An 18,299-nucleotide genomic window follows, 5' to 3' on the forward strand; every position below is an offset into this window, starting at 1 on the left:
GGGGTCCGGGGTGGGCGACTTGCCGGTGGCCGGCCCTGTCGAGCCAGCGGTTCAGGTTTTTGAGCCCGCCTCACATAACTGCCCTGACCTGGGGTGATGTGCCTCCTGGCGGGCCCGGGCGGGCCCGGTCCGCGGCTGACGTGTACTGGACATGTCACATCCGCTGTGGCAAGGTCGTGCAGCATCCGGCGGCCACCTCCCCATGGCCTGCCGCCTCACGGCCGCACTCACCTGCGCCGCGTCACACTTCCGGTAGGTTTTCGGTCTTTTCCGGCGCCCCCGATGCCCCACGCGCCGGACCGGCCTGCAAGTACTTCGGGCACCTTCTTGCTCCGCATTCACGTGAGACATTTCCGCATGGCACTGCCCTGTTCTCCGATTTCCGTAAGGGAGTAGGCACATGCATGTCCTGATTCTGGGCGGCGACGGATTCTGCGGCTGGCCGACCGCCCTCCACCTCTCCGACCGCGGCCACCAGGTGACCATCGTCGACAACCTCAGCCGCCGGGCCATCGACCTCGAGCTGGAGGCCGAGTCGGTCACACCCATCCGGCCCATCGGCGAGCGCCTGCGGGCCTGGCGCGAGGTGTCGGGCCGGGAGATCGGCTTCGTCCGGCTGGACCTCGCCACCGAGTACGAGCGGCTGGCCGCGCTGCTCGCCGGAGTGCGCCCCGACGCCGTCGTGCACTTCGCCGAACAGCGCGCCGCGCCGTACTCCATGCGCTCGGTCCCCGCCAAGCGCTACACCGTCGACAACAACGTCCGCGCCACCCACAACCTGCTGGTCGCACTGGTCGCCACCGGCACCGACGCGGCCTTGGTGCACCTCGGCACCATGGGCGTCTACGGGTACGGCTGGTCCGGATCCGCCCCCATCCCGGAGGGCTACCTGACCGTCAAGGTCCCCACCCCGGAAGGCGACCTGGAACGCCGGATCCTCCATCCGGCGAACCCCGGCTCCGTGTACCACCTGACCAAGACCCTCGACCAGCTGATGTTCTCCTTCTACGCGGCCAACGACGGGCTGCGGATCACCGACCTGCACCAGGGCATCGTCTGGGGCACCCAGACCGCCCAGACCGCCCGCGACGAACGGCTGGTCAACCGCTTCGACTACGACGGCGACTACGGCACCGTGCTCAACCGCTTCCTCGCCCAGGCCGCGATCGGCCACCCGCTCACCGTGCACGGCACCGGCGGCCAGACCCGCGCGTTCATCCACCTCCAGGACACCGTGCGATGTATCGAGATCGCCCTCGCCAACCCGCCCGCCGCCGGCGACCGGCCCAAGGTCTTCAACCAGGTCACCGAGGTCCACCGGGTACGCGACCTGGCCAAGCTCGTCAGCAACCTGACCGGGGTGGAGACGGCCAACCTGCCCAACCCGAGGAAGGAGGCGGTCGAGAACGAACTCCGGGTGAGCAACGACCAGTTCCTCGCGCTCGGACTGCAGCCGACCAGCCTCAGCGAGGGACTGCTGGACGAGTGCACCAACATCGCGGGCCGCTACCGCTCCCGGATCGACCCTCGCAGGATCATCGCCCGCTCGGTCTGGCGTCCCGGCATGGAGACCGCCGACGACCTGCTCACCGGCCTGCCGGACGCCCCGCCCTCCCGCATCCCGTCATAGCGCCGGCCCGCGCCGCACCCGCCGCGCCGACGGCGGAGCACCCCCGGAAGCACGACGACCGGGACGAACCCATGAAGGAGGCAGGGAATGATGGCCCGTCCCTCGCGCCCCGTGCGCGGGATGAACGCCGCGCTCGCGGGCGGCGAGGCAGGCGTCGGAGAGATCAGGCCCGCCCGCTCCCCGATGGGCCTGTGGAGAGTGGCCCTGGCCCTGGTCCTCGCGGTCGCCGCCACCTTCGCCGGCATCCGGACCTACCAGGCGGTCGCGTCCCGGCCGGTGACCTTCAGCGGACAGGTCACCCCGGCCCACGCGTACTACCTCAACTTCCCGAACACCGGCACCGTCGAGACCCTCACCGTGAAGCCCGGCGACCACGTCACGGCAGGTCAGGTGCTCGCCACCCAGGTGAGCAGCGTGGCGGCCGCCAACCTCGCCGCGGCCCAGGCCGCCGTCGACGCCGAAACCGCGCTGCTCGCCGAGGACGGCAACCCGGCCACCACCGCCGACCGGCAGGCCCGGGGCCAACTGGACATCGCCAAGGCCGAGGCCGCCGCCGACAGCACCCGCAGCGCCCTCGCGCTGGCCCAGGTCAGCACGGAGAACGCCATCGCCGCACAGAACAGCGTGATCTCCGCCGACCAGGCCGCGCTGGACGACGAGACCGCACGCCTCACCCGGTCCTGCCCGGCCACCGCGGCCGCCGCCTCCCCGGTCGCCGCCTCCGGTGAACCGAACGTCACGGCATCCGCTCCACCCGCCGCCGCCTCACCCGCCGCCGCCTCACCCGCCGCCACCTCACCCACCACCACAACCGCGCCCGCCCAGCAGCAGTCCTGCCAGAGCCTGCAGAGCCAGATCGACAAGGACACGGCCAGACTCGCCCAGGCCAGGGCCCAACTCGGCACCCTGCAGTCCACCGGGCAGGCCCACGCGCAGCAGCTCCAGGCGCGCCTGACACAGAACCAGTCCGTCCTCCAGGCGGCCCGGACCACGGTGGCCTCCCAGGGCGCTCCGCTCACCCCGGCCGCCATCGCCCAGGCCCGGTCCCGGCTGGCCTCCGCCCAGGCCCAACTCGCCGCCGACCAGCTCGCCCTGAGACAGACCACGATCACCGCCCCGGCCGACGGTACGGTCGCCGGGACCGCGGGTGCCGCCGGTGACACCGTCGGCCCCCAAGGCGTGCACACCTACGCCGGCCCGGCCGCGCAGTCCGGCACCCTGGTCGACCAGCTGCCCGGCATCCAGCTCTTCGTCCCCACCCCCGCCCCGGGCACCAACCAGGTCGCCGGCTCCGGCTACACCGCGCTGGTCACACTCCACTCCGGACCGCTCAGCGTGACCGCCCAGCTGCCCGAATCCCGGATCGCCGACGTACGCGAGGGCCGGGCCGCCACCGTCACCGTCCCCGCCACCGGCCGTACCGTCACAGGACGGGTCGACCACATCCTGTTGCAGCCCGCCCGGGTGCCGGGCGCGACCTACTACAACGTCACGATCGGCCTGGACGACCAGCAGGAAACCCTCATGCCCGGCATGTCCGCGGACGTGGCACTGCTCTGAAGGAGACCATGAGCATCACCTCGGCCAGTCTGCCCGGCCGCCCCGACATCCCCAACCAGGACCTCCTGCTCACCGCCCCCGGCGTCCTCGTCCTGCTCGACGGCGCCGGCGGGCCAAGCGAGGACGGCGGCGGCTGCCGTCACGGAGTCCACTGGTACGTACGGCAGTTGGGTAGCCGGCTGCTCACCGGCCTGCTCACCGCGGATCGGCCGGTCGCCGACCTGCTGGCCGACGCCATCGATGCCGTCGCCCACAGCCACCGCTCCACCTGCGACCTGCGCCATCCCGGAACCCCCTCCTCCACCGTCGCGATCGTCCGCCAGCGCGGGGAGGACGTCGACCACCTCGTCCTGCACGACTCCACCCTCCTCCTCACCCGCGCCGACGGGTCCGGGACGGAGACGGTCAGCGACCGCCGCCTGCACCACATCCCCGAGCTCCACCCGCTGCGCTCCGCCGCCCACCGCTGCGCCCTAGGCACCGACCGGCACGCCGCTGCCCGAAAGGCATACATCGCAGCGGAGTTGGGTCACCGAAACGCGGCCGGGGGCTACTGGGTGGCCGGCAGCGACCCGCGCGCCGCCACGCACGCCCTCACCGGCACCACCCCCGCCGCAGCCCTGCGCTCGGTGTCCCTGCTCAGTGACGGCGCCGCCGACCACGTCGACACCTACCACCTCGCAACCTGGCCCGAGACCGTCGCCCTCCTCTCCCTCGACGGCCCCGCCACGCTCCTGGCCGCCGTACGGGCGGCCGAGCACTCCGACCCGCGTGGCCGTCGCTGGCCCCGCCTCAAGCCGCACGACGACGCGACCGCCGCGCACTGGACGGATCCGGCGGCCACCGGGGCCGCCGCCGAGCTGCTCCGACCGGTGACAGTTCGCCACCGGTAGATCCTTTTCGGCCGTGATCGGCCGCCCCTCTCCCCGTGTTCCCGATCTGCAGCTAGGTTCCACCCGCCGCCCGATGGCACAACCGTGCGATTTGGTCGACCAGCCGGACGGGGAGGTGGCAGGGGCCCTGCCACGTCCGGCCCCTCAGCCGGATCCCGGCCGGAGCGGACCGGCCAGCGTCTCGATGGGCGGAAGAGGCCACTGCGGCTCCTGCCGGGTGAGGCGCGCCAGCTCCTCCGGTGGCTCGGCACCATCGCGAACTGTCGTGACGTAGGCCTTCGCGTCCTGCAGGCTCAGCCGCGGGGCCTGCTTGCGGAGGTGCTTCATCGCGGCTGCGGCGCCGGCGGAACGGGCGAGATCGCAGACGGCGCAGGCCAGTTGATCAGGCTGCCCGATGCCCTTGATCCGCAGGAGGTACTGCTCCTCCCAGCCCTCGTCCTCCCAACCGGCGGCGGGCACGTAGTGGATGCTCCCATCGTGGCGGTCCACCAGAACGTGACCGCCGACGAAGCTGCCACTCATCTCACGGGTGCGGGCGCGGGCCTGTTCCGCCGAGCGCCAGAAGACGAGCCAGCCGACCACGCGCTCCTCCACGTGGTAGACGCCCGGTGTAGGGGCGGGCCCGCTCCACGGCCACGTCTGCAACTCGACGGCCAGGAAGGACTCGACGAGCTCGACAGCGCGTTCCTCGGAGATCACGACCTCATCATCCGATCTCGTCATAGGTGACTCCGGCGTCTGCCACGGCTGACATGCTCCTTCGGTGTGGTCGGTGACGGGGCAATGACGATCTTCGGTCGCGAAAATCTCGCCAGGGCCCGCCGAAATGCCCAGGCAGGTCCACCGCGACCTGGTCACGGCGTCGCACGCGATGGCCAGCCGGAGGCCGCCTTCATCGCCATCGAAACCAGGTCCGCCGTTCTACGGCTACGACGGAGTGGCCGGCGTGGGAAGGTCGAGAACGCGGGCGAGGGCGGCTGTGACGGGACCGTAGTGGTCGGGCAGGTACCGGCGGGCCCAGTCGGCCGCCAGCGCGAGGAACTCGGCCAGGTCGCGCTCCGCGCCGGCGAGCAGGCGGCGGAGTTCGGTGACGGACAGTTCGATCACCGGACTGTCGTTCTGCTCGGCATTGACGGTGAGCCGGACGGCGTGGCCGAAGCGCTCCGTCACCGGTGACACGGGGTCGTGACCGAAGCCGAGGAGGCCGCCCTCGTCGACGAACGTGTGCCAGTCGCGCCAGTCCTCCAGTCCGTCGCAGCATCCGGGCAGGAAGACGACGCCTGTGGACTCGTCGGTGACCCGCAGGCCGCCGGCCGCGAAGAGGTCGTCGAAGGTCAGCAGTCCGTGGAGGAACGAGCCGAGTGCGTCCGGCGGGCGAGGCGGGCGGTCGCCGTCGGGGTCGATGTCATTGCAACCCGCGATGCGCATCACCGCCGTCCCGACCTCTGCGGGTGAGAGCTCACCGCTGAGCGGCAGGAAGCCGAACTGCTCGATCTCGGCGATGGGCCAGAGGTCGAAGTCGTCGGCGGGGTAGATCTCCAGGACGGGATGCAGCACTATCACTCGGCGAAGTGTTCCGGATCCACGCCCGTAGCGCCTCCCGAATACGCCGGGGACCTGTCGATCAGGGACCGGCTGGTGGTCGTGGGTCACCGGGCGGCCTGCTGCCGCAGCGGGCAGGAGCAGCCGTCCTCGCCACAGCGGCACCGGTGCTCCGCGCTCGGCACCCGCTTGCCGGGCGCGGATCTCCAGGGTACTCAGCTCAGGACCAGCCGCTCCAACGGCACCGCAGGGACGGCGTTCCGCGTTCAGGTCCGCGCCGGGCGTCCGATGAACGAGAGCCGGTTCCGCGCCCAGCCCGGGCTATTCGTTCCAGGGGTGGTCGGGGCGGCCGGGGGTTGTGTGGTCGAGGCGGAAGAGGCGGCCGGACGGGTCGTCAGGGGTGTCGGGGGTGGTACGGGTGGTGCGGGCGGTGGTGATGTAGAGGGTGGTGAGGTCGGGGCCGGCGAAGGTGCAGCTGGTGGGGCGGGGGACCGGGAACTCGACGGTGGCGAGCAGGCGGCCGGTCGGGGTGAGGCAGTGGACGGCGGCGCCGTCCCAGAACGCGACCCAGAGGTTGCCGTCGGCGTCCAGGGTCATGCCGTCGGGCACCCCCGGGAGGTGGGAGACGTCGAGGGAGCGGATGAGGGGGCCGACCGGGCCGTGTTCGGGGTACTCGTAGAGGTCGATCCGGCGGGTCGGGCTGTCGATGTACCAGAGCCGGTCGGGTTCGGGCCAGGCGAGGCCGTTGGGGACGGCGAGGCCGCCGAGGACGGTGGTGACCGTGCCGTCGGGCTCGAGGCGGTGGAGGCGGCCGTCGGCCAGTGGTTCGGTGGTCCGCATGGTGCCGGCGACCATCCGCCCGTACGGGTCGCAGGCGCCGTCGTTCATCCGCCGGTCCGGGCGGTCGGCCTCGACCGGGGCGAGCAGGCGGCTCGTGCCGTCGGCGGTGTCGAGGAGTTCGAAGCCGCGCTCGGTGGCGAGCAGGACCCGGCCGTCCCGGGCGGGCGCCAAAGCACCTGGCATCACCGGGAGTTCGAGGCCGGCGGTGGCGCCGGTGCGGTGGTCCAGCCAGCGCAGCCGGCGGTCGGGGATGCCGATCCAGTAGAGGCGGCCGGTCGCGGCGTCCCAGGTGGGGCCCTCGCCGAGGTCGAGGCGGTGGAGGTCGGCGGGTTCGGCGCGCATGCGGCTCCTCGGAGGCGGTGGGGCGAACGGGGGCGGGGTCGGGTGAGTGGCCGGACCAGGATGTCACCGGCGGCCAAGGTGGCGGAGGTGACACCCGGCCGGATGCGGAGCCGCAGTCGGTCGGCCGGCCGTGCCTCTCCCGCGGGGTGAGCTTATCCGTCCCACCATGCGGGACGGACCGCCCGCCGCCGTCGGGGCCCTTGACGCGGCGCGGGCGCGGGATGACACTCCGACACAGGACTCGTCGAACCTGGGTGGGAGAGCCGTGAGGCGTGCGGAGCCGGTCACCGATGGCTCGGCCCACGCTGTCCGGCTGCTCCCGACGCTGACGAGCCGTCGCCACATCGACCTGCAACGGGTCTGCAGCAGCATGGGTCGAGCGCCTGCTCCCCACGGCCCGGCGGCCACTCTCTTCTGATCCCCCCGGGCGGCCGCCCTCGCACGCCCCGAGGCCCGCGCCTCCCCTCACCCGATGCGTCGTACGCGCGTGTCCGCGTACCCCCGACCCTGGGAGACCCATGTCCGCCACGTCCCCGTCCGCCGTGCCCGCCCTCCGCGGGAGGATCGGCCACGACGCCCGCAGCGGGTACTACCCCGTACCGCACCGCTACCGGCTCCACCTCACACCGTCCTGTCCGCACTGTCTGCAGATCGCCGTCACCCACAGCCTGCTCGGCCTCGAGGACACCCTCCCGGTGACCGTGCTGCCCGCACTGCCGGACGACGGTGACGGCGGATACCTGGCGCTGCGACAGCTGTACGACGCGAGCGCGCACCAGTACCCCGGGCCGGCCGGGGCGCCGGTGCTCAGCGACAGCTGGAGCGGACGGATCGTCAGCACCGACCCCGTCGAGATCCTCACCGACCTGGCCCGGCGCTTCCCCGGCCCGGGCCCCGACGTCCACCCGGACCTGTACCCGCACGGCCTGGAGACGGCTATCGATGCCGTCCGGCAGCTGTGCGAGCTCAGCATCAACGCCCCGGCGCAGCGCGCGGGCCGCTCCGACGCCACCCCCGCCGAGCGCGCGACGGCACTGCGGACCCTGCTCGACGGCCTCGGCGAGCTCGAGCGGCGGCTCGGCACCCGCAGCCACCTGCTCGGCGAGGAGTTGACCCTCGCGGACGTGGAACTCTGGGTGACCCTGGTACGGCTGGACACCGTGCACCGCTGGCACCTGGACGCCGCCGCCGTCCAGCTCATCGCCGACCATCCCCGGCTCTGGGCCCACGCCCGCCGGCTGGCCGGACACCCCGCCTTCGGCCGCCACCTCGACCTGGACGCCATCGCCCGCCGCCACCACGCCCGGTGCCTGGGCGAGGAGGCCGCCGGAGCGGCCATCCGGATCGTCGACTGGGCGGAGCACGCCCAGGGGCGGGTGCACTCCGGCTGACGCGCCACCGCGCTCCCCGCAGGAGTCGTCGGTGCCGCTGACCCGAGCCGGCGGGTCACCCGGGCCGGAACGCGGTGAGCAGCAGGGCGATGTCGTCCGTACGGTGCGGGGAGCGCAGGGCCTTGCGCAGCAGCTGGTCGGCGAGCTCCTCGAGGTCCGCGGCGCGGGCGTGGGCCAGGGCGGCCCGCAGCTGGTCGATGCCCAGGTCGATGTCGGTGCCGCGCTCCTCGACCAGGCCGTCGGTGTAGAGGGCGAGGACCGAGCCCGGGGGAAGGTCCAGCCGGGTCTGCGGATAGGTGCTGGCGCTGTCGACGCCCAGGAGCGGGCCGCCCGCCAGCTCCAGCGCCTCGGTGCTGCCGTCGGCAAGGCGCAGCAGCGGCGGGCAGTGCCCGGCGCGGACGGCGTACGCATGGTCGGTGCCCGGTTCGATGCGGATGTAGCAGCAGCTGGCGAGCAGCCCGGGGCCGAGGTCGGCCAGCAGCCGGTTGGTCCCGGCCAGCACGTCGCCGGGGGAGTGGCCGGCCGTCGCGAAAGCCCTTACGGCGCTGCGCAGTTGGCCCATGGTGCCGGCCGCGGCGACGCTGTGGCCCTCGACGTCCCCGATGACCAGGGCCACGCCGTCCGCGGTGGGGATCACGTCGTACCAGTCGCCGCCGATGTCCATCTCGCTGGTGCCGGGCAGGTAGCGGCCGGTGGTGCGGATACCCGGCAGGACCGGCAGGCGGTGGGGCAGCAGCGCGGTCTGCAGGCCGTGGGCGAGGGCGGACTTGGTGTCGTAGAGCCGGGCGCGTTCGAGGGCCTGGGCGATCAGACCGCTCAACGCGGTGAGGATGCCGCGGTCCTTGGTGGTGAAGTGGTGGATCTCGTCGAAGCCGATGATGCAGGTGCCGACCGGACGGTTGGAGGCGATCAGCGGCAGGTAGGCCCAGGCCCCGACGCCCTCCATGGCGCGGGCCGGAGCGGCGCCGGTGAGGTCCTGCCGGGACTCGACGAACAGGGGTACGCCGGGGGCCAGTGTCTCCGTCCCGGGGAGCGGGGTGTCGAGGGGTTTGCCCTCCAGCCAGTGCAGGAAGCGGTCGTGGTGGCCGGTGTTGAACAGCAGGTGCAGCCGGTGTTCGGCGATCACGTAGATGGCCAGGTGCTGTCCGCCGAAGGCCGGCAGCAGCTGGTCGCCGACGACCTCGCACACCTGACCCGTGGTGACGGCCTCGGTCAGGGCGCTGCCCAGTTGCAGGACCCGGTAGATGGCGCCCAGGCGTGCGGGCGCGGCCGCGGTCGGCGGCGGGTCGGGCGCGGGGCTCCCGGGCCCGGGGGAGACCGAGGTCCTGCCGGAGCCGACCGGCGGGTCTGCCACCTCCGGCGGTGACTGCGGCGGCCCGGACGGCACCACCCGGCCGGTCACGCCGTTCTCGTCCGGGTGCAGGGAGAAGGCGAGCCACCGGTCGGGCTGGCGGCGGACCAGGAAGGTGGTGGGCTGCTGCGAGACCATCGCGGCCCGGTGCCGGTCCTCGTAGATGGGATCGGACAGCCAGGGCAGGACCTCCCACGGGCGGCGGCCGAGCAGCTCCCCGCGCCGGACCCCGAGCAGCTCCTCCAGGCTGCGATTGGCGTAGGTCACCCGCCCGTCCGGGGCGAGCGAGAAGAGTCCGTCCCGCAGCCGCTCCACCGCGGTGACGGCCGCGGTACCGGCCGCGGCGTCGAGCACGCAACCGACCAGGTGGCTGCGCGCCTCCTCGCCGGGCGCCTCGGGCACCCGGCCCCACAGCTCGACGGTGCGGTACCCGTCGTCGGCGCGGATCCGCAGCCGCCGGGCGAGCACCCGGCCGTCCGCGACGGCCGCGCGGGCCGTGGCCCGGAGCGAGACCCGGTCGCCGGGGTGCAGCCGGGCGGCGAGCGAGTCGGCGCGCCCGTCGAAGGCACCGGGTGCCAGGCCGAAGATCGCGCACAGCTCGTCGTCGGCGGACACGGTCCCGGTGTCGAGCCGCCAGTCGAACAGTCCGACGCGCACGGCCGGTGCGGTCGGGGCCGGGACCTCGATGGGCACCGTCGAGCCGTCGTAGTCGAAGGCGGCGCCGCGCTCCCGGAGGGTGGCGAGGGCGGTGCCGAGCCGGTTGGCGATGGCCCGCAGGTGGCGCAGCTGGGCCCTGGACAGTCCCGCGTGGCCGGGTGGCGCCGACCAGACCACCGCCATGGCCCCGAGGCGCTCCTGCCCGGCCCCGACCGGTACCGACGCCGAGCCGAACGCGTACGGCAGGGCCACCGCGAGCTGCGGATAGCGCCGCGCCGTCTCGTCCGCGTCGGCCAGGTGGACCGTCCGCCCGGACCGGTAGGCCGCGGCCACCGGAATGGGGCTGTTGACCGGGATCAGCCGCCAGCCGCCGAGCAGGGACGGCGAGGCCCCGCAGGTGGCGGCCAGCACGATCGAACGGTTGTCCCGGGAGCGGAGGAAGACGCTCCCGGCGTGGCCGCCGGTCTCCCTGATGGCCTTGACGACGGCCGCCACCAGCGCGTCCTCGCACTCCGCCGTCACACCGTCGGCGTCCGCGGTCCCGGCCGGCCCGCCGGGACGGGCGCCGCCCGGCGCGGTGCCCGAGTCCGGCCGGGTGGCCGTGCTGCTCCCGGCCTGCGGTCCCGCTGGCCCCACCGGTTCGTGCCGGTTCATGCTTCCCGCTCTACGTCCGGCGGACGCCACTGTCAAGGCGGACCCGACGGCGGCCGGACCCGGCGAGGGTCGGCGGGACCCGGCGGGAGGGCGCGACGGGCGGCGGTGGCCCGCTCCGGCGCGGGCGTCGGCCAGGACGGCGTCCGCGGGTCGGTGCGCCGTTCCGGTGGCGCAGTAGGTCGAGCAGGGAACCGGGGAGCGTGACGTCCAGCAGGTGCTGGGCATCCGCGACCGCCCGGCCGGTCGGCGCCGGCCGGGTGAGATGCGCGCGGGTCCGTGCGATCGACGACGGGGCACAGGAGGGCCCGTCGAGTCGGGCTTCCGGTTCAGTAGCCTTCGGTCATGAGTGATCAACTGGCACCGGTCGGGGGTGGCACGGGCCCGGTCAGGGGGACTGCTGGCTATGCCGAGGCGGCGGACGCGCTGGCCGTGCAGTACGAGGAGGTCACCTTCGGCGAGGTCCACGGCGATGTCCTGCGGCTGGTCCCTGCGGAGGCCGGGCGCATCCTCGATGTGGGCGCGGGGACCGGGCGCGACGCCGCCGCGTTGGTGGCCCGTGGACATGCCGTCGTGGCCGTCGAGCCGACGGCGGAGCTGCGGGCGCACGGGCAGCGCATCCATGCGGGGAGCGGGATCGACTGGGTCGACGACGTTCTTCCGGACCTGACGCTGAGCCGCCACCCGGGCCGGTTCGACGCTGTCTTCGCCACCGCGGTGTGGATGCATCTGGACGCCGCGGAACGCCGACGCGCCATGGCCAGGATCGCCGCGCTGCTCGTGCCGGGCGGCCGGTTCTTCGTCAATCTGCGCCACGGGCCCGTGCCCGAGGGCCGCCACATGTTCGACGTGTCCGCCGCCGAGACGGCCGAGCTGGGTGCTGCCTGTGGTCTGCGGACGGTTCACCGCAGCGAGCGTCCCGATCTTCACGGCCGCGACGGCGTCCGGTGGAGCTCCCTCGTGTTCCAGTCGCGGGAAGCCGACAGCTCGCTCGGCTGAACACTGGCCCCTGCCAACGCAGTTCGGCGCGGTCAGCCGTGCGGACGGCGGCGCCCACGCACCCGGCGGGAGCGCCGCAGGCCACCGGCACCGGGCCGGTCCCGCGCCGCCTGCGCGGGTGCCGCAGCGCGGGACCGGCCCGGCTTCCCGTCAGGGCCGGAGGTTCTCCAGGTCCGCCAGGAGGCCGGGGTGCTTCGGCTCCCAGCCGAGCACCTGCCGGGTGTGGGCGCTGGACGCGGGCTGGTCGTTCGCGAAGATCTGGGCGAGGGGACCGTAGGTCTCCGCCGGGACCGACGCGACCGGCAGGCCCAGGCGCCGGCCGATGACCGCCGCGATGTCGCGCACCTCGTCCCCCTCGTCGGCGACGGCGTGCCAGGAGGTGCCGGCCCGGGCCTGTTCCAGGGCGAGCCGGATCAGGACGGCCGCGTCGAGCGCGTGCACCGCCGGCCAGCGCTGCGTGCCGTCGCCGGCATAGCCGGACATGCCGGTGCGGCGCGCGATGTCGGTCAGCAGACCGGCGAACCCGCCGCTGCCCTGGTTGTGCACCGTGCGCGGCAAGCGGACGGCCGTGCTGCGGACCCCGCGCGGGGCCAGGCCCAGGACCGCGTTGACCGCGAGGCCGCGGCCGCCGACCGGCCCGTCGGTCAATAGCGGGTCGGTCTCGACGGAGGCGCGGCCGGGTACCAGGGGCGTACCCGCGACGGTGACGAAGGGACGGCCGCTGCCGACCAGTTCCTCGCCGAGGGCAGCGAGGGCGGCGCTCTCCTCGGCTACGGACTTCGCGACGGCGTCGCGGCTGCTGAAGTCGTGGCCGAACGCCAGGTGGATCACCCCGTCGGCGCGGGCGGCGCCGGTCCGCAGGACGTCCAGGTCGGCGAGGGCTCCGGGCAGGGGCTCGGCGCCGGCCGCCTCGGCGGCCGCCGCGGAGGCGTCCGAACGGGCCAGGGCGAGGACGGTGTGGCCGTTGCCGAGCAGCTCCGCGACGACGGCGGCCCCGATCAGTCCGGTGCCACCGGTGACGAAAACGCGCATGGGAAACTCCCTCGAGTGATGGGACTCTTGTCTCATCACTCTACAGGTGATGGGACAAAAGTCCCATCGGCTAGGATTGGCCCATGGGAAGGTGGGAACCAGGGGCGCGCGAACGTCTCGTCGTGGCCGCTGTCGACCTGTTCGCCGAGCAGGGGTACGACGTCACGACCGTCACGCAGATCGCCGAGCGCGCGGGGGTCACAAAGAGCACGTTCTTCCGGCACTTCCCCGACAAGCGCGAACTGCTGGTGGCCGGGCAGGACACGCTGAGCCGGCTGCTGGCCGAGGGGATCGCCGATGCGCCCGCCGGCGCCGGGCCGATCGAGGCGATCGCCGCTGGTCTCGAACGTGCCTCGGGTGCGATGGGGCCGATGAACCGTGAACTCGCCCCGCGTGTGAAGGCCGTCGTCGCCGCCTGTGCCGAACTCCAGGAGCGTGACACGCTCAAGAGCGTCGGCCTCGCCGCGGCGATGACGACGGCTCTGGTCGCCCGCGGTGTCCCCGACCCGACCGCGGCGCTGGCCGGTGAGCTGGGCGTCCTCGCCTTCAAGCGAGGGTTCGCCGAGTGGTCCGAGGGTGACCGCGACGCCTACGAGGAACTCGCCGGGTACACCCTGGCGGCCCTGGGCGAACTGCGCGCGGCCGGCGCGACACTGGCCTGGTCGGACGACCTGCCCGCCCATTGAGCGTGGTCGGCCCGGAGCGGATCGCCGGGCCGGAGTGGGCCGAGGCCGGGGTGCCGGTGCCGGTCGGGACTGTGACCGCCGGCCGGTGATCACCCGTCAACGGGCGCGGCCCGCATGACCACGGTCACCGCGTGAGCGTGGCCGCGGGTTGCGGTGCCTCGCGGCCGGTGGGCCGCGGGCGGGCGCCGGGAAGGGCCAGGGCGACCGCGGCGCCGAGCAGGCAGATGCCGGCCGCGACGGTGCAGGCGAGGTGGAACCCGTCCATGAAGGAGCTCTGTACCGCTGCCCGCAGGAGCTGTCGGGCCGTCCCTCCGGAGGAGTCCGCGGTGTGCAGGGCTGCCGCGACGGATCCCTCGGCTCCCGTGGTGGTCTCGGCCGGGAGCGTGGAGAAGGCCGTGGACGCCAGGTGGGCGGCGTAGAGGGAGGTGAAGATGCTGCCGATGACGGCGACGCCGAGGGTGCCGCCGGTCTCGCGGGTGGCGTCGTTGACGGCCGATCCGACACCGGCCTTGGCCGGTGGCAGGACGCTGAGGATCGATTCGGTGGCGGGTGCGGTGGTCAGGCCGAGCCCCAGCCCCATGAGGACCATCTGGCCGACGATCTGGCCGTACGGCTGGAACGCGGGCGACAGGGCGATCCAGCCGAACGAGGCGGTGAGGAGCAGGAGGCCCGTGGTCACGACCGCGCGGGTTCCGGCTCGTGCGGCGAGTGCGACGCCGCCGAGGGAGCCGAGCGCGATGGTCAGGGCGACCGGCAGGATGCGCACCCCGGTGGCGAGGGCGCCGTACCCGCGGATGAACTGGAAGTACTGCGTCACCAGGAAGATGAAGCCGAAGAGGGCGAAGAACGCGACGGTGACGGCGGCGCTGGCGGCGGAGAAGGCCGGGGTGCGGAACAGGGCGACGTCGACCATCGGGTGGCGGCGCCCGCGTTCGATCACGACGAACAGGACCGCCAGGGCGGCGGCGCCCGTGAAGCCGGCGAGGGTGGCGGGCGCGCTCCAACCGCGGTTCGGGGCCTCGATGATGGTGTAGACGAGGAGTCCGACGGCGGCCGACGCGGTGAGCAGTCCGGGCGGGTCCAGGCGCGCGTTCGACGGGTCCCGGGACTCCGGTACCCAGAGCCACGAGGCGGCCAGGGCGATCAGCGCCACCGGTACGAGGGCGAGGAAGACCGAGGGCCAGGCGAAGTGGGCGAGCAGGAGCCCGCCGGCCACCGGGCCGATGGCGACGCCCAGGCCGGTGACCGCGCCCCACAGCCCCACCGCCTTCGCGCGTTCGCCGCGCTGCGGGTAGCAGTTGGTGATGACGGACAGGGTCGTCGGGAAGATGACCGCCGCGCACGCCCCCATCGCGAAGCGGACGGCGATCAGCGCCTGCGAGGACCCGGCGACGGCCCCCACCGTGCTGGTGACCGCGAAGCCCGCGAGTCCGGCGAGGAGTGCGGGTCGTCGGCCGAACCGGTCGCCGAGCGAGCCGGCGGTCAGGACCAGGGCGGCGAAGGCGAGGTTGTAGCCGTCGACGATCCACTGGAGGTCGCGGGTCGTCGCGTTCAGCTGGCGGCCCAGGTCGGGGAGGGCGACGTTGACGATCGTCGTGTCCAGGTTGATCGCGAAGGCCGCGAGGCAGACGGATGCGAGGGCCAGGGAACGACGGGGTGCGGGGCGGTGGGGCATGACTGCCTCCGACCGGGTGGGGGCCGATGTTGACAGCGGGAACATATGGACATTTGCCAGCATTCCACTGCAAAGTGGACATTGTCAACACCGGGGGGAGGGAGAAATGGCCATGAGCCGGGCTTACCACCACGGCAATCTGCGTGAGGCCCTGGTCGCCGGCGGGGTGGACCTCGCGCGGACCGGCGGGCCCGCCGCGGTGGTCCTGCGGGCCGTCAGCCGACAGGCGGGTGTCTCGCACAACGCCGCCTACCGGCACTTCGCCAACCGCGAGGACCTGCTGGCGGCGGTCGCCGGGCGCTGCATGGAGCAGTTGGGGCGGCTGATGATCAGCCGGTCCGGCGCCGTCGACCTGGCCGACCAGGGGCAGGCCGACGAGGTGCGGACCGCCTGGGCGCGGCTGTCGGCGATCGGCGAGGCCTACGTCGACTTCGCCATCGCCGAACCGGGCTGGTTCCGAACCGCGTTCTGCGGCGCCGTCGCGCCCCCACGGAAGGAGGCGGTCGGCGGCGGACCGGGCGCCGACCCCTTCGCGATCCTGTCCTCCCACCTCGACGACCTGGTCCGGTGCGGCGCCGTCCCGGCCGGGCGCCGCCCGGGCGCCGAGTACGCGGCCTGGTCCGCGGTCCACGGTCTGTCGGATCTGCTGGTGGAGGGGCCGCTGCGGGGCCTGCCCGACGCCGAGGTCCGGGTGGCGCTCTCCGCGGTCCTGTCGGCCGTCGCGCGAGGCCTGTGACCACTGTGATCGTCCGGGCGTCGGCAGCCCCCGCTGCGTACCCGCTGCCTCCGGCCGCCGGCGGTCGAAGCGGCCCGGCCCCCCGGGGGTTCAGTCCGGGAGGGCGGCGAGCCAGCCGGTCAGCAGCCGGTTGACGTCGTCGGGGCGCTCCTGCTGGATCCAGTGCCCGCAGCCGTCCAGGATGTGGGAGGAGGCCAGGGCGGGGAGGGCGCTGGGGAAGGCGTCGATGGCGTCGGCCATCCAGGTCGTGGAGGCGTCCTGGGCGCCCCCGATGAACAGGGACGGCTGCTTGATCGGGGCCCCGCGGTGCGGCGCGAGGTCCTCCCAGTCGCGGTCCATGGAGCGGTAGCGGTTGAGGGCCCCGGTCAGGCCGGTGCGCTCGAACTCCCCGGCGTAGACGTCGAGGTCGTCCTCGGTGAGCCAGGCGGGGAGCTCGCCGACGGGGAAACGGTCGCGCAGCTGGCCGTGGCCGCGGGTCACGAAGTGCGGGTCGGGCCGGTCCCCGGCGGGCATGGTGTCGGCGGACAGCGCCGCGTAGAAGCCGGCGAGCCAGCCCCGGACGTCCGGCTCGATCTCCGCCTCGGCGCGGCCGGGCTCCTGGAAGTACGAGACGTAGAACTCCTGCTCGGGGCCGCCGATCCGGCCAAAGACGTCGCTGGGGCGGGGGCCGCCCGGCGGCGCGTACGGGACGCTCAGCAGGGCGATGGCCCGGAAGACGTCCGGGTGGAGCAGGGCGGAGGCCGCCGCGATGTTGGAGCCCCAGTCGTGTCCGACGATCACCGCCTGCTCCTCGCCGAGGGCTCGTACCAGGGCGAGGTTGTCCTCCACCAGATCGAGCATCCGGTAGGCGTCCACCGCGGCCGGCCGGGAGGAGCGGCCGTAGCCGCGCACGTCGAGCGCGACCGCCCGGAATCCTGCCGCGGCGAGGGCCGGGAGCTGGTGGCGCCAGGAGTACCAGGACTCGGGGAAGCCGTGGACCAACAGGACCAGCGGGCCGGTTCCCTGCTCGACCAGGTGCAGGCGCCCGGCGGGCGCGTCGATGGTGCGGTGCCGGAGGCCGGCGGACTGGGTGCGCTGATGCATGGACTTCTCCTTGCTTCGCAGGGGCCGCGGATACCCGCCGATCATGCGTCGGACCGGCTGCTCGACGCGAGAAACGTTGCCGTTCCGGCAACAACGGCAACAACGGCACCGACGCCTCCGGCCGGACGGGCACGGCCCGCCGCGGCTTCCTCTGCTGTCCGGCCTCACCCGCCGCCGAGGCGTGGGTCGGTGACGCCCGGCCAGGCCCGGAGGGCCTCGGGGCCGCCGGGTTCGGACCGCAGGACCCGGCGGCGACCCTGCGGTCAGCGGGTGGGGACGGCGAGCAGCAGCGCGAAGCGGGCGGACCGGTCGGTCCACCAGTGGCTGACGGTGAAGCCGCCGGCGGCGAGCTCCGCGGTGAGTGCCTCGCGCCGGAACTTGCCGGAGATCTCGGTGCGCACGCTCTCCTCGGCCGCGAGTTCGAGGACCAGGTCCACGGCCGGGATCTTGACCGTCTGGGCGGTGCGCGAGCGCAGGTGCATCTCGATCCGCTCCGCGGCCTCGTTCCACACCGCCACGTGGTCGAACGCGGCGGGGTCGAAGTCGGCGCCCAGTTCGCGGTTGAGGACGTTCAGGACGTTCTTGTTGAAGGCCGCGGTCACGCCTCGGCCGTCGTCGTAGGCGCGGATCAGCGTTCCGGGGTCCTTGACCAGGTCGGCTCCGAGCAGCAGGGCGTCGTCGCCGCTGAGTGCGTGCCGCAGCGTGGTGTAGAAGGACCGGCGTTGGGCGGGGTCCAGGTTGCCGATGGTGCTGCCGAGGAAGGCCAGCAGGCGGGGACCCGGTTCGTCGCCGAGGGCCAGGTCGTGCTCGAAGTCGGTGACGGTGGCGGCGACTTGCAGGTCGGGGTAGTCGCGGCAGAGTGCCTCCCCGGCCTCGGCGAGCGCGGAGTCGCTGACGTCCAGTGGCGCGTAGCGCTGCAGGGTCCCGGCGGCGGTGAGCGCGTCCAGGAGCAGGCGGGTCTTGCGGGAGGAGCCCGAGCCGAGCTCGACCAGGGTGCGGGCCCGGGTGAGTGCGGCGATCTCGGGTGCGCGCCGGGCGAGGATCTCCTGCTCGGCGCGGGTCGGGTAGTACTCGGGCAGCGGGTGATCTGCTCGAAGAGTTCGCTGCCGTGGGCGTCGTAGAACCACTTGGACGGCAGCGTCCTGGGTGCGGCGGACAGGCCGTGCAGCACGTCGGCGCGCAGCGTGGTGGCGAGGTGGTCCTGGGGGAGCCGGTGGTCGAGCATGAAGCG

Annotated in this window: 14 protein-coding genes and 1 pseudogene; 7 read left to right on the forward strand and 8 right to left on the reverse strand. The window is 73.7% G+C overall.

Annotated elements, in window-relative coordinates:
- Positions 1-400: 400 nt before the first annotated feature.
- The 3 genes from AB0D08_RS17910 (at position 401) to AB0D08_RS17920 (ending at position 4,083) form a co-directional block, all read left to right on the forward strand.
- A complete protein-coding gene (locus AB0D08_RS17910; RefSeq protein WP_033822084.1) occupies positions 401-1,630 on the forward strand; it encodes an NAD-dependent epimerase/dehydratase family protein in 1,230 nt (409 codons plus the stop codon).
- Positions 1,631-1,717: 87 nt separating this feature from the next.
- Complete coding sequence (locus AB0D08_RS17915; protein WP_359889788.1) at positions 1,718-3,190, forward strand: HlyD family efflux transporter periplasmic adaptor subunit; 1,473 nt, start codon at positions 1,718-1,720, stop codon at positions 3,188-3,190.
- 8 nt (positions 3,191-3,198) lie between these two features.
- On the forward strand, positions 3,199-4,083 hold the full coding sequence (locus AB0D08_RS17920; protein WP_051813107.1) for a protein phosphatase 2C domain-containing protein: 885 nt from the start codon (positions 3,199-3,201) through the stop codon (positions 4,081-4,083).
- 144 nt (positions 4,084-4,227) lie between these two features.
- Here the strand turns inward: AB0D08_RS17920 and AB0D08_RS17925 are convergent, their stop codons facing one another.
- The 3 genes from AB0D08_RS17925 to AB0D08_RS17935 form a co-directional block, all read right to left on the reverse strand.
- Entirely contained in the window at positions 4,228-4,782 is a 555-nt protein-coding gene (locus tag AB0D08_RS17925) for a hypothetical protein (RefSeq protein ID WP_359889791.1), read from the reverse strand.
- 228 nt (positions 4,783-5,010) lie between these two features.
- Positions 5,011-5,646 (reverse strand): hypothetical protein, encoded by a 636-nt coding sequence (locus tag AB0D08_RS17930; protein WP_359889794.1) that lies wholly within the window; start codon positions 5,644-5,646, stop codon positions 5,011-5,013.
- Between the two features lie 300 nt (positions 5,647-5,946).
- Complete coding sequence (locus AB0D08_RS17935; protein ID WP_359889797.1) at positions 5,947-6,807, reverse strand: SMP-30/gluconolactonase/LRE family protein; 861 nt, start codon at positions 6,805-6,807, stop codon at positions 5,947-5,949.
- A 518-nt stretch (positions 6,808-7,325) separates the two neighbouring features.
- On the opposite strand from AB0D08_RS17935, the gene AB0D08_RS17940 reads away from it, so the two are divergent.
- Entirely contained in the window at positions 7,326-8,198 is an 873-nt protein-coding gene (locus AB0D08_RS17940) for a glutathione S-transferase C-terminal domain-containing protein (RefSeq protein WP_359889800.1), read from the forward strand.
- 55 nt (positions 8,199-8,253) lie between these two features.
- On the opposite strand, the gene AB0D08_RS17945 is transcribed toward AB0D08_RS17940, so the two are convergent.
- A complete protein-coding gene (locus tag AB0D08_RS17945) occupies positions 8,254-10,860 on the reverse strand; it encodes a SpoIIE family protein phosphatase (protein ID WP_359889803.1) in 2,607 nt (868 codons plus the stop codon).
- Between the two features lie 429 nt (positions 10,861-11,289).
- Between AB0D08_RS17945 and AB0D08_RS17950 the strand changes: the two genes are divergently transcribed.
- Positions 11,290-11,856, forward strand: coding sequence for a class I SAM-dependent methyltransferase (locus AB0D08_RS17950; RefSeq protein WP_359889806.1), 567 nt, complete (start codon positions 11,290-11,292; stop codon positions 11,854-11,856).
- 150 nt (positions 11,857-12,006) lie between these two features.
- Here AB0D08_RS17950 and AB0D08_RS17955 read toward each other — a convergent pair whose 3' ends face one another.
- Entirely contained in the window at positions 12,007-12,888 is an 882-nt protein-coding gene (locus AB0D08_RS17955; protein WP_359889809.1) for an NAD-dependent epimerase/dehydratase family protein, read from the reverse strand.
- An 83-nt stretch (positions 12,889-12,971) separates the two neighbouring features.
- On the opposite strand from AB0D08_RS17955, the gene AB0D08_RS17960 reads away from it, so the two are divergent.
- Entirely contained in the window at positions 12,972-13,574 is a 603-nt protein-coding gene (locus AB0D08_RS17960) for a TetR/AcrR family transcriptional regulator (protein WP_033822094.1), read from the forward strand.
- 124 nt (positions 13,575-13,698) lie between these two features.
- Here the strand turns inward: AB0D08_RS17960 and AB0D08_RS17965 are convergent, their stop codons facing one another.
- The gene (locus AB0D08_RS17965; RefSeq protein WP_359889812.1) at positions 13,699-15,249 is read right to left on the reverse strand and encodes an MFS transporter; all 1,551 of its coding nucleotides are present in this window, start codon (positions 15,247-15,249) and stop codon (positions 13,699-13,701) included.
- A gap of 112 nt (positions 15,250-15,361) precedes the next feature.
- Between AB0D08_RS17965 and AB0D08_RS17970 the strand changes: the two genes are divergently transcribed.
- The gene (locus AB0D08_RS17970) at positions 15,362-15,985 is read left to right on the forward strand and encodes a TetR/AcrR family transcriptional regulator (protein WP_359889815.1); all 624 of its coding nucleotides are present in this window, start codon (positions 15,362-15,364) and stop codon (positions 15,983-15,985) included.
- Between the two features lie 90 nt (positions 15,986-16,075).
- Here AB0D08_RS17970 and AB0D08_RS17975 read toward each other — a convergent pair whose 3' ends face one another.
- Complete coding sequence (locus AB0D08_RS17975) at positions 16,076-17,068, reverse strand: alpha/beta hydrolase (protein WP_359889818.1); 993 nt, start codon at positions 17,066-17,068, stop codon at positions 16,076-16,078.
- 263 nt (positions 17,069-17,331) lie between these two features.
- A pseudogene (gene egtD / locus AB0D08_RS17980) lies at positions 17,332-18,293 on the reverse strand (L-histidine N(alpha)-methyltransferase).
- Positions 18,294-18,299 lie beyond the last annotated feature (6 nt).

The organism is Kitasatospora sp. NPDC048540, assembly GCF_040651175.1.
Classification (GTDB): Bacteria; Actinomycetota; Actinomycetes; order Streptomycetales; family Streptomycetaceae; genus Kitasatospora.

What these genes read in the sequence shown, in the direction of transcription:
- AB0D08_RS17965 (WP_359889812.1), bottom strand. Translation starts at nt 15,249, where the DNA reads ATGCCCCACCGCCCCGCACCCCGTCGTTCCCTGGCCCTCGCATCCGTC.
- AB0D08_RS17970 (WP_359889815.1), top strand. Translation starts at nt 15,362, where the DNA reads ATGAGCCGGGCTTACCACCACGGCAATCTGCGTGAGGCCCTGGTCGCC.
- AB0D08_RS17915 (WP_359889788.1), top strand. Translation starts at nt 1,718, where the DNA reads ATGATGGCCCGTCCCTCGCGCCCCGTGCGCGGGATGAACGCCGCGCTC.
- AB0D08_RS17935 (WP_359889797.1), bottom strand. Translation starts at nt 6,807, where the DNA reads ATGCGCGCCGAACCCGCCGACCTCCACCGCCTCGACCTCGGCGAGGGC.
- AB0D08_RS17910 (WP_033822084.1), top strand. Translation starts at nt 401, where the DNA reads ATGCATGTCCTGATTCTGGGCGGCGACGGATTCTGCGGCTGGCCGACC.
- AB0D08_RS17975 (WP_359889818.1), bottom strand. Translation starts at nt 17,068, where the DNA reads ATGCATCAGCGCACCCAGTCCGCCGGCCTCCGGCACCGCACCATCGAC.
- AB0D08_RS17940 (WP_359889800.1), top strand. Translation starts at nt 7,326, where the DNA reads ATGTCCGCCACGTCCCCGTCCGCCGTGCCCGCCCTCCGCGGGAGGATC.
- AB0D08_RS17960 (WP_033822094.1), top strand. Translation starts at nt 12,972, where the DNA reads ATGGGAAGGTGGGAACCAGGGGCGCGCGAACGTCTCGTCGTGGCCGCT.
- AB0D08_RS17955 (WP_359889809.1), bottom strand. Translation starts at nt 12,888, where the DNA reads ATGCGCGTTTTCGTCACCGGTGGCACCGGACTGATCGGGGCCGCCGTC.
- AB0D08_RS17945 (WP_359889803.1), bottom strand. Translation starts at nt 10,860, where the DNA reads ATGAACCGGCACGAACCGGTGGGGCCAGCGGGACCGCAGGCCGGGAGC.
- AB0D08_RS17920 (WP_051813107.1), top strand. Translation starts at nt 3,199, where the DNA reads ATGAGCATCACCTCGGCCAGTCTGCCCGGCCGCCCCGACATCCCCAAC.